Genomic DNA, 9,417 nt, shown 5'->3' on the forward strand with positions numbered 1-9,417 from the left:
ACCCAGGGGATGCCCGCGGCGCGGTTCCTCCGCGTCACCGGCCACCGCCCCCGGCGCGCGGCGCCCGCGCGGTCCGTCCAGGGCGCCCTCCCAGGAGTCCAGGTGTGATCGGTCCCATTCCATGAGGTCGTACAGCGCCACGAAGACCCGCTGCCCCGGTGCCTCCGCCAGGGTCGCCAGCGCGCCCCCGGGCGCGGGGAGGCACTCACCGAAGGTCAGGCGCCACCCCTCCAACCAGCCCGTGGCCAGCAGAGGCGAGTGCGGGGCCCGCCGGGCCATCTGTCCGGGATCGAGGTTCGTGCCGTACGCGGCGTAGATGGACACGGGCAACATCGTAGGACCGGTTGGCCCGGGGTGCCTGCTATTTCCCCCGGTCGGCATGGTCGACAATGGGAGCAAGCGACGAAACCAGGTGGTGCTCCGCCATGCCCGCATATCGCCCCGACCGGGCACGCGCGTGGCGGCCCAGCCGAAGAGGGAGTGAGGCAGCGTGACGAAGGTCGTGATCATCGGTGGCGGTCCCGGGGGCTATGAGGCGGCACTGGTCGCCGCACAGCTCGACGCGGACGTGACGGTGGTGGAACGCGACGGTATCGGCGGCGCCTGCGTCCTCACCGACTGCGTGCCCTCCAAGAGCCTGATCGCCACCTCGACCCGCAGGACGTACGCGCGCGCGTCCGACAGCCTGGGGCTGCGCATCCACGACGACCAGGGCGAGGCCTCGGTCGGGGTGGACACCGACCGGATGAACTCCCGGATCAAACGCCTGGCCCGGGCGCAGTCCGAGGACACCCGCGCCCGCCTGCTCAAGGAGGGCGTGAAGGTGGTCAGCGGCGAGGCCCGCCTGGTCGACCCGCACATCGTCGCCGTCGGCGACCAGCGTCTGAGGGCCGACGTCGTCCTCGTCGCCACGGGCGCCCACCCCCGTGAGCTGCCCACCGCCAAGCCCGACGGCGAGCGCATCCTCACCTGGCGCCACCTCTACGACATGGAGGAGCTGCCGGAGAGGCTGATCGTGGTCGGCTCCGGCGTCACCGGCGCCGAGTTCGCCAACGCCTACCAGTCGCTCGGTTCCGAGGTCACCCTGGTCTCCTCCCGCGAGCGCGTCATGCCCACCCAGGACGCCGACGCCGCCGAGGTGCTGGAGCAGGTCTTCATGCGCCGCGGTATGACCGTCCTCAGCAAGACCCGCGCCGAGTCGGTCGTGCGCACCGAGGACGGCGTGCGCGTCACCCTCTCCGACGGCCGCACCGTGGACGGCAGCCACTGCCTGATGACGGTCGGCATGATCCCCAACACCGAGGGCCTGGGTCTGGAGGAGGCCGGGGTGCGTCTGGGCGGCGGCGGTTTCATCGAGGTCGACCGCGTCTCGCGCACCACCGTTCCGGGCGTGTACGCCGCCGGTGACTGCACCGGCGTCAACATGCTCGCCTCCGTGGCCGCCATGCAGGGCCGCATCGCCATGTGGCACGCTCTCGGCGAGGCCGTGTCCCCGCTCAAGCTGTCCACCGTGGCCTCCACCGTGTTCACCCACCCCGAGCTGGCCTCCGTGGGCGCCAGCGAGGACGACGTGCGCAGCGGCCGGATCGACGGCCGGTCGGTCACCCTGCCGCTGAACACGAACCCCCGCGCCAAGATGGACGAGGTCGGGGAGGGCTTCGTCAAGCTGATCTGCCGTCAGCACACCGGCATCGTGCTGGGCGGGGTCATCGTCGGCCCGCGCGCCAGCGAGCTCATCCTGGGCGTGTCCATCGCCGTCCAGCAGCGCCTGACCGTGGACGACATCGCGCACACCTTCTCGGTGTACCCGTCGCTGTCGGGCAGCGTCACCGAGGCCGCCCGCTCCCTGATGTTGGCCTCTCCGGAGTAGGCCCGCCCGTCGCCCACCATCGCCCACCGGGGACGCTTCGCGTGGGGGCGGGCTACCGCCCTCAGCGGTCGGCCTTCGGCCGTGGTGCCCCCTGCCCGTCGCCCACCACCGCCCGCCGGGGACGCTTCGCGTGGGGGCGGGCTACCGCCCTCAGCGGTCGGCCTTCGGCCGTGGTGCCCCCTGCCCGTCGCCCACCATCGCCCGCCGGGGACGCTTCGCGTGGGGGCGGGCTACCGCCCTCAGCGGTCGGCCTTCGGCCGTGGTGCCCCCTGCCCGTCGCCCACCACGTCCCCCGCATCGCGGTGTCCGCGGCGGGCCCTCGGCGGATCCCGCCTTCTTACCCGCTTTTGACACGTATCGAGTAATGTCGTCTCGTGATCTGTCCCAAGTGTCAAAGCACCATGCGTACGTTCGACCGCCAGGGCGTCCACATCGACCGGTGTGACGGCTGCCAGGGCATCTTCCTCGACCGAGGCGAGCTGGAGCGGATCGTGGACGCCGAACAGCGGCACTACGGTGTCGCGGCGCCGCCGCCCGACCCCCACCAGGGCCCGCCGCGCGGTTACCCGCAGCAGCACCGCGGCCCCCGACAGGACTCCCCCAGGGGTTACCGCCAGGGCGGTTACCCCGACTCGCCACGCGGTTACGGCGGCGGCTACCCCGACTCGCCGCGCGGTTACGGCGGCGGTTACCGGGACTCGCCCCGTCCCTACGGCGGACGCCGCAAGAAGAGCTTCCTCGAACAGCTCTTCGACTGAACCGAGCGATCCCCGACAACCCGATCGAGTAACCCGTGCACCCGCTGATCTGTGACCACTGCGGGGAATGGGACGAGACCCCCGACACGGCCGCGGGGGTCTCCGTGCTGCGCTGCGCCTCCTGCCAGCGCACCCGCCCCTTCCTGCGCCTGCCCCTGTACTGCGTGTCGGGGCCCAGCGGCACCGGCAAGTCCACCATCGCCGGAGTGCTGCTGGAACGGCTCCGGGACCGCTTCGTCGTCCTGGAGCAGGACCTCCTGTGGGTCGGTGGGCTCCGTGACCCCGCCGACCACCACCGCCTGTTCCGCTCCACGTGGCTGCGCACCGCGGCCATGGTGCAGCAGAGCGGGCGGCCCGTCGTGCTGTGCGGCACGGTCGTGCCGCCGGAGCTGGAGCACCTGCCCGAACGCGCCCTGTTCACCGACGTCCACTACCTCGCGCTGACCTGCGAACCGGACGTGCTGGCCGCGCGCCTGCGGGGCCGTCCCGCCTGGCGCGAGTGGGACGAGGAGCGGATCCTGGACAACCTGGACTACGCCGCGTGGGTGGAGGCCGAGGGCGCACGCCTCGACCCCCCGCTCACCCTGCTCGACACCACCCGCGCCGAGCCCCCGGAGACCGCCGACGCCGTGTGCCGGTGGATCGAGGAACTGCACGCGGTCGCGGTCACCGGTCCTTGAAGTAGCGGAACAGGTGCCGCTCGCGTACGAGGAACACCGCCACCGACGCCCCGAACAGCGCCGTGAGCACCGCGGCGGCCGGGCCGCGCACGTCCACCGCCACGGCGTCCCAGGGGTCGGCCGGGTTGCCCACGTGGGCGGCCACCACCAGGGCGCACACCGCCAGGACCAGACCAGCCAGGGCCCACACCGAGGTCTCCAGCACCGTCCCGGCGAGCAGGACCCGCCGGGACACACCCACGTGCAGGGCGCCCGCCAACTCCAGGCGCCGCAGCCACACGGCCACGAACCCCAGGACGAGTCCGGCCAGGGCGGCGGCGGGCGCCGCGAACCTGGTGGGCCGCTCCCCGAACGCCGCCGCGCCGTCGAACGTGGTGCCCAGGCTCGTGTTGAGCTGGCCCAGGGTCACCGACAGGCTCGGGTCGGCGCCCGGGCGCACCGCCCACCGCAGCAGCTCGTCCGCCTTCTCCGTGGGCGGTCGCGTGTCCGCCCAGCACTGGTCGAAGGAGCCCGCGGCCGGCTCGGGCAGCAGGACCGCGTAGCCGAGGCGGCTGTCGCGGCCGTCGTCGGGGTAGTCGAACACCCCGGCCAGGGTCATCGGCCCGTCGGTGGTGTCCAGCACCTGGCCCGGGTCCGCGCCCAGGGTTTCGGCGGTACGGGCGGACACCCACACCCCCGACGTGGACTCCGCGCGTACGCCCAGCACCGCCGCCAGACCCGGTGTCACCCGGTAGGCGGGTACGGGGTTGTCCGGCATGGAGGACAGCACGAGGGAGCCGTCCTCGGCGAGTGCGCCTGAGGCGGCCACGCCCGTGACCTGCGCGAGGGCGTCGCAGGCGCCGCCGTCCACGCTCCCCGCCACGTCGAGTACGCGGACCGAGGCGCCGGAGGCGACGAACGCGGCGGCGCGCTGGTGCAGGCCCACGATCGTCCGTGCGTCGGCGACGGCCAGCGTGCCGGTGACCGCGGCCAGGGCGAGGGCGAACAGGACGGCCCGGGTGGTGCCGGTGCGCAGGTTGCGCCGCACCTCGCCGAGCAGTTCGCGGCCGTTCACCGGACACCGCCCGGGCGTGAGGCGGGCACCGGTCGCGGCGCCGGTGGTCGGGGAGGGGTAGTCACGGTTTCTTCCCTGGTTCGTTCTTCTCACGGACAGAGGTCGCTATCCTGACGGCAGTGGGACCGGGCGAGTGCGTTTCGCCCGGTCCCACGCCCCTTTCCGGCGGTGTTCGCGCGACGGGCCTCCGGCGGACCCGAACGTCTCGTGCGGTGCGCGGAGTGTCAGCCGCCGACACGCGCCTGTTCCTGAAGGTCGATGACGTCCGTGCAGGCTTCGCGGGTGTGGGGGTCGTGGGTGGCGATGACGACGATCGTCCGCTCCCGGGCGACGGCGCCGAGCGTGGCGTTGACCATCTCGGCGGTGCGCAGGTCCAGCTGCGCGGTGGGTTCGTCCACGAGCAGCAGGTCGGGGGCCGAGCACACCGCGCGTGCGAGCATCAGACGCTGTGCCTCGCCCCCGGAGAGCTGGCGGAACGGACGGTCCGCGACCCCGGCCAGGCAGAAGTCGTCCATCACCTCCAGGGCCCGCTCCTCGGCCCGCACACGACTGTGGCCCCGGGCGATCAGGGGCAGCACCACGTGGTCCAGGGCGCTGCGCCCCGGCACCCCGTAGGGGTTCTGGAACACCCAGCCGGTGCGCTCCACACCCGTGGTCTCCACCCGTCCCGCGGTGGGGGGCACCCATCCGGCCAGGATCGACAGCAGGGTGGACTTTCCACAGCCGGAGGGGCCGCACAGGCCGGTGATCCGACCGGGGGCCAGGTCGAAAGACAGGTCCTCGAACAGAAGTGGGTTGTCGGCGAAACGGTGTCCGAGCCCGTGGACCCGGACGCTCCTCACACTCACACGTCCCCCTCGCAGGAGTCGGCGGTCAGGGCGGGGCCCAGATCGACGCTGTCGGGAAGCGGGCCGCCCTCCTCCTCGGGGACGACGACGGCGTTGCCCACCCCGGAGCCGATGACGCGCACCGGGTGGACCTCCCCCCGGGACTGGAGACAACCGGCGTCGCCGCTCACGGCGAACAGGGCGCCGGGCGGGACCCGGGCGGCGTCCACCGGTTCGGCGAGGGCGACCGAGCCGGTGAGCGGTTCGCTCTCGCCCGCCACCGCCGCCCGCGCCTCGGGCGTGTCGGCCAGTTCGCGGAGGAACCCGGGGTCCTCGGCCAGTCCCTCGGAATCCACGGGTCCGGTGACACCCGCGACCGTCAGGAGCCGATCCCCCGGTACGTCCAGCTCGGGGACCGACGTCAGGCGGGCCGCCTCCAGCACTCCGGGGACACTGGCGAAGGCGCCGCCCGCCGACACGTCGGAGCCGGGCAGGGCCAGGCACTCCTCGAACACGACCTCGGACGAGGGTGTCCAGATCAGTTCCTCCAGGGTCAGGACACCGCTGGGATCGTCGACCCCGGCCTCGCGCTTGAGTTCGCGCACGGCCCGGTGGGTCTGCCAGCCGAACACCCCGTCGACCGTGACGGGATGGCCCAACCGGTCCAGTTCGGTCTGGAGCGAGCGCACGTCACCTCCGCGCAGGCCGCGTCGCAGGTCGCGGTAGAGCGGCATGGACGTGGCCAGTGCGAGTACCGGTCGGTCGTCCACCCGGGCCGCCTCCTCGCCCGAGGCCAGGGTCGCCCCGGTCGCGCACTCGGAGGAGGTGACCCGGCCGGATCCACCGAACGCCAGGTCGAGGGTGGGTGAGACGGTCAGTCCGACCTTCACGCTGCGCGCGTCGTCGAAGGGCTCGTGCAGGACGGGGGCGCTGTCGACCTCGGTCGCGGCGGCGAGGCCGGCGGGAGGGTCCGGAGGGCGCAGCAGGAACCCCGCCGTGCCCCCGGCCGCGAGCAGGAGCAGTGCGGACAGCAGCGCCGTTCCGGTGGGGCGTTTCCTCACGCGGTCCCCTCCAGCTCTGTGCGCGGGAGGGAGGATGACCGGTCGGACGAGGCGGAGGGGACGCGGGTCATCCGCCCACACTGCCGTTCTCGCCGCCGGAGTCGTGCTCCATACCGGCCTCGGCCAGGCAGTCGGCGAACGCCGGGTCCTCCACGTCGATGGAGGCCTCCTCGGGCGGCGACATCATGTCGGTGCCCAGCTGCTCGACCGTGTAGGACTCGGGGGCCAGTTCCGCCTCCACGAGGCAGTCGACCACGACGTCGCCCTCGGGCCCGAGGGCGGCCGCACCGCCCGCGTTGGACTCCTCAGACACACCGGTATCACTCTCGGTAGCAGGAGCTGTTTCCTGTGCCGACACCGATCCGCCGGGTTCCCCCTCACTCTCCCCCATGGTGCACGCGCTCGCGAAAAATGCCGTAGCGGTGGCGCAGGAAAGAGCACGAAAAAGGAAATAACGCTTCTTGTTCATGGTTTTATCCCAGGAGTTGTTCCTGTGTTCTTGTGTGAAAAGGTCACTCGGTCGCGATGGCGAATCCGGCCATGTACAGGCACAGGCTGGCCGCCTCGTCGGAGGGGTCGAACGGTGCGTCGGCGAAGACCTCCTCCAGGTCCGCGTCGAACTCGTCCGGCGTGTAGGAGTCCGGCTCGATGATCCCCTCGTCCTCCAGGCAGCTGATGGCGGCCTGGCGGGGGTCCTCGATCCCTTCCGGGTTGCCCAGCTGGAGGGTGTAGGCGCTCTCGATGAGCAGGATCGTCCCCTCGGCGCAGTCGGCGCTCGTCTCCATGTGGGCGTTGGTCGCCCGCTCGTAGGCCTCCTGGTCCGTGGGATCGGCGTCCACCTCCCACTCGGTGAGCTGGTAGAGCCCGTTGGGCAGCTTGGCGTAGGTCTCGCGCAGGCCCGCGGCCTCGGCGCACTCGGTGTACCGGTTGAAGGCCTCCTCGTAGTCCTCCTGGGTGATCCCGCCCCCCTCGATGGCGCGGTCGAGCACCTCGCGTTCGAAGTCGCTCCGGGCCCTCTCCCGGAGGGCCTCGAACTCGGAGAGCAGCGCCGGACTCAGGGAGCCGTCGGGCTCACCGCCCGAGCTCCCGGAGCACGCGCCCAGGGTGAGCGTGAGTAACAGGGCGCCGCCGAGGGCGCGCGCCGTCGTGGTGGACGCCATGGTGGGGGTCCGTTCCCTTCGTTCGGTTCCGGCCGTCCACGACCCGCGCTGTCCGGTGGCGGGACCGGGCGAGTGCGTTTCGCCCGGTCCCGCCGTTCAGCTTCCCCTCAGGGCGCGGACCGTCCGGATGTCAGCGGAAGGAGTATCCGGCCACGCGCGGATAGGAGCCGTAGGTGTCCGCCGCGCGGGCACTGGAGCTCCTCGTGGTCCATCCGGTGGCGGCCGAGTAGTCGCCGTGGGTGGCCCAGGAGCGTCCCTGGTAGCTGCAGTCGGCCGTGTTGGTGCGGCCCCAGGAGTAGGACGCCCCGATGGTCGCGGCGCCCCAGCGGCAGGCGGCCTCGGCGGGGGTTGCGGTGGCCACGGTGGTGGCCAGGCCGCCGCCCATGAGCAGGGAGAAGGCGAACAGCAGGCCCGCCGCCCGCGAGCCCGCCCGGGAGCGCAGGAGGCCCGAGCCCGTCTGAGTGGACATGGTGTTTCCTTTCGTCGATTTTTGTCCATCGCAGCGCTGCATTTCTTTTCTACCGGAGCCCGGTAAGAATGCCAACGGTGTTTTGTGGCCGGTTCCATGCTGCTGCGTACAGTCATTACATGATTTGATTTGTTCTGAGTTTTGCTGGGGGCGTATCCTGTGGTCAGGAATGCTCCAGGGCGCCTTCGTGCGATGGCTGGAACTCGGTATCAACTACCCTGTGTCATGATCCTGGCCGGATGTGGACGGCCATCGCCACACTCCGGGTTCTCCGGGGAGACGGACGGGAGTCAGGGCTAGGGCCAGGAGGACGGCTCCGCCCACCACCGCGGCCAGGCACGCGCCGACCAGAGGCCAGGGCACCACCAGGGGCCAGGTCGGATTGGCGAAGCCCGCCCGGTAGGTCTCGGCGGCCACACGCGCCGCACCGACCCCCACACCCGCCACCGCTCCGAGCAGGACTCCGACGGCGGCGACCACACCGCTCTGGGCGCCGCCCAGGAACCGGCCGGTCCGGGGATCGGCACCCACGGCCACCAGTGTCGCCGCGTCCCGACGGGTGTCGGCCGCGGCCAGCCGCACGGACACCAGGCAGGCGCCGATCGCGACCGCCCCGGCCAGGCCCAGCATCAGGGCCATGCGCCGTGTGCGCGGTGAGGAGTAGGGGCGCTCCACGTGGAGTTCGGCCCCGGCGGCCTCCCGTGCCGCCCCGCGAGCCCTGTCGGCGGCGGCCTCCGAGGGAGACCGAGAGACGGGTCCCACCATCCCGACGACGTCCGTCCGCACGCCCCACTCCTCGGCCACCTCCGGCGGGACTATGAGTTCGTACTGGGAGCTCGGCCACTCCACGGCCGTCGCGGACACCTCCAGGACCCGTCCTCGGAGTTCGGTGTCCGGACCCGTGGGAGCCTCCCCCGAACGCATCCACGCGAACTCCACGTGCGCTCTCCCGTCCGCCCACAGATCCAGGTCGCGGGTGACGACCGCGCGGCCCTCCTCCAGAGCCCGCGCGGCGTCCTCCGCGCCGGGCAGGTCCAGGGCGCGTACGAGCGTGCCGTCGTCCACCAGCGGGTTGACCCCGCCCTCGGTCTCCCAGCGCGCCCGCTGGTTCTGGTCGCCGTTCTGTTTCATCGGCGCGCAGTCGGGGGAGTCCAGCGGCACCCGCTCGGGGACGGGTTCGGTGCGGATGACCACTGGTGGCCAGACGGCCCAGTCCGGACAGGGCTGTTCGGGGTCGGGTAGCGGGTGCACCCACAGGGGGGAGTCCACCATCCGGACCGGGACCGCCTTCCGGACCGGAAGGTGGTCGGTCAGCGCCTCCGCCGTCCGCGCGACCCCGCTCTCCCCGACGGCTTCGGGGAAGCGGACCAGGACGGTGCCCATGGCCGCACGAGGATGGTGCCCGGCTCGTTCGAAGGCGATCGCCGAGGAGGTGGTGACGGCCGCGGCCACCAGCAGGGCCGCCGCGGAGGCGACCACGGACACCGCCGTCGACGTGCGTTCCCGGTTGCGGCCCGCGTCGCGTAGCGCCAGCCGCC

At 72.4% G+C, this 9,417-nt stretch carries 11 protein-coding genes; 3 read left to right on the forward strand and 8 right to left on the reverse strand.

Annotation, left to right across the window (positions count from 1 at the left end; genetic code table 11):
* Positions 1–333, reverse strand: a 333-nt coding sequence (locus tag D455_RS30340) for a gamma-glutamylcyclotransferase family protein (protein ID WP_017571335.1), incomplete at its 3' end; no start/stop codon positions are given.
* Between the two features lie 157 nt (positions 334–490).
* On the opposite strand from D455_RS30340, the gene D455_RS0113965 reads away from it, so the two are divergent.
* From D455_RS0113965 to D455_RS0113975, 3 genes are all read left to right on the forward strand, one after another.
* On the forward strand, positions 491–1,870 hold the full coding sequence (locus tag D455_RS0113965) for an NAD(P)H-quinone dehydrogenase (RefSeq protein ID WP_017571336.1): 1,380 nt from the start codon (positions 491–493) through the stop codon (positions 1,868–1,870).
* A 401-nt stretch (positions 1,871–2,271) separates the two neighbouring features.
* Positions 2,272–2,628, forward strand: coding sequence for a TFIIB-type zinc ribbon-containing protein (locus D455_RS30345; RefSeq protein WP_017571337.1), 357 nt, complete (start codon positions 2,272–2,274; stop codon positions 2,626–2,628).
* A gap of 35 nt (positions 2,629–2,663) precedes the next feature.
* Positions 2,664–3,308, forward strand: a complete 645-nt coding sequence (locus D455_RS0113975; RefSeq protein WP_017571338.1) for an AAA family ATPase — start codon at positions 2,664–2,666, stop codon at positions 3,306–3,308.
* On the opposite strand, the gene D455_RS0113980 is transcribed toward D455_RS0113975, so the two are convergent.
* The 7 genes from D455_RS0113980 to D455_RS34180 all read right to left on the reverse strand — a co-directional run.
* Complete coding sequence (locus tag D455_RS0113980) at positions 3,295–4,362, reverse strand: hypothetical protein (protein WP_017571339.1); 1,068 nt, start codon at positions 4,360–4,362, stop codon at positions 3,295–3,297. The two genes, D455_RS0113975 and D455_RS0113980, sit on opposite strands and share 14 nt — an antisense overlap.
* A gap of 224 nt (positions 4,363–4,586) precedes the next feature.
* Complete coding sequence (locus tag D455_RS0113985) at positions 4,587–5,210, reverse strand: ATP-binding cassette domain-containing protein (RefSeq protein ID WP_017571340.1); 624 nt, start codon at positions 5,208–5,210, stop codon at positions 4,587–4,589.
* Positions 5,207–6,250: a peptidoglycan-binding domain-containing protein gene (locus D455_RS0113990; RefSeq protein WP_017571341.1), complete on the reverse strand. Its 1,044-nt coding sequence runs from the start codon at positions 6,248–6,250 to the stop codon at positions 5,207–5,209. Before D455_RS0113990 ends, D455_RS0113985 begins: the two co-directional genes overlap by 4 nt.
* 67 nt (positions 6,251–6,317) lie before the next feature.
* Positions 6,318–6,563 carry a hypothetical protein gene (locus tag D455_RS0113995; RefSeq protein ID WP_017571342.1) on the reverse strand — a complete coding sequence of 82 codons (246 nt, stop codon included), beginning with the start codon at positions 6,561–6,563 and terminating at the stop codon, positions 6,318–6,320.
* Between the two features lie 199 nt (positions 6,564–6,762).
* A complete protein-coding gene (locus D455_RS32200) occupies positions 6,763–7,410 on the reverse strand; it encodes a hypothetical protein (protein WP_017571343.1) in 648 nt (215 codons plus the stop codon).
* A gap of 130 nt (positions 7,411–7,540) precedes the next feature.
* Positions 7,541–7,879: a hypothetical protein gene (locus D455_RS0114005; RefSeq protein WP_017571344.1), complete on the reverse strand. Its 339-nt coding sequence runs from the start codon at positions 7,877–7,879 to the stop codon at positions 7,541–7,543.
* 213 nt (positions 7,880–8,092) lie between these two features.
* The coding region (locus D455_RS34180) for a hypothetical protein (protein ID WP_017571345.1) at positions 8,093–9,417 on the reverse strand (1,325 nt) is incomplete at its 5' end.

This window comes from Nocardiopsis halotolerans DSM 44410 (assembly GCF_000341065.1).
In the GTDB taxonomy this organism is placed as follows: Bacteria; Actinomycetota; Actinomycetes; order Streptosporangiales; family Streptosporangiaceae; genus Nocardiopsis; species Nocardiopsis halotolerans.

Coding starts and splice junctions, on each gene's coding strand:
- D455_RS30345 (WP_017571337.1), top strand. CDS start 2,272: ATGCGTACGTTCGACCGCCAGGGCGTCCACATCGACCGGTGTGACGGC.
- D455_RS32200 (WP_017571343.1), bottom strand. CDS start 7,410: ATGGCGTCCACCACGACGGCGCGCGCCCTCGGCGGCGCCCTGTTACTC.
- D455_RS0114005 (WP_017571344.1), bottom strand. CDS start 7,879: ATGTCCACTCAGACGGGCTCGGGCCTCCTGCGCTCCCGGGCGGGCTCG.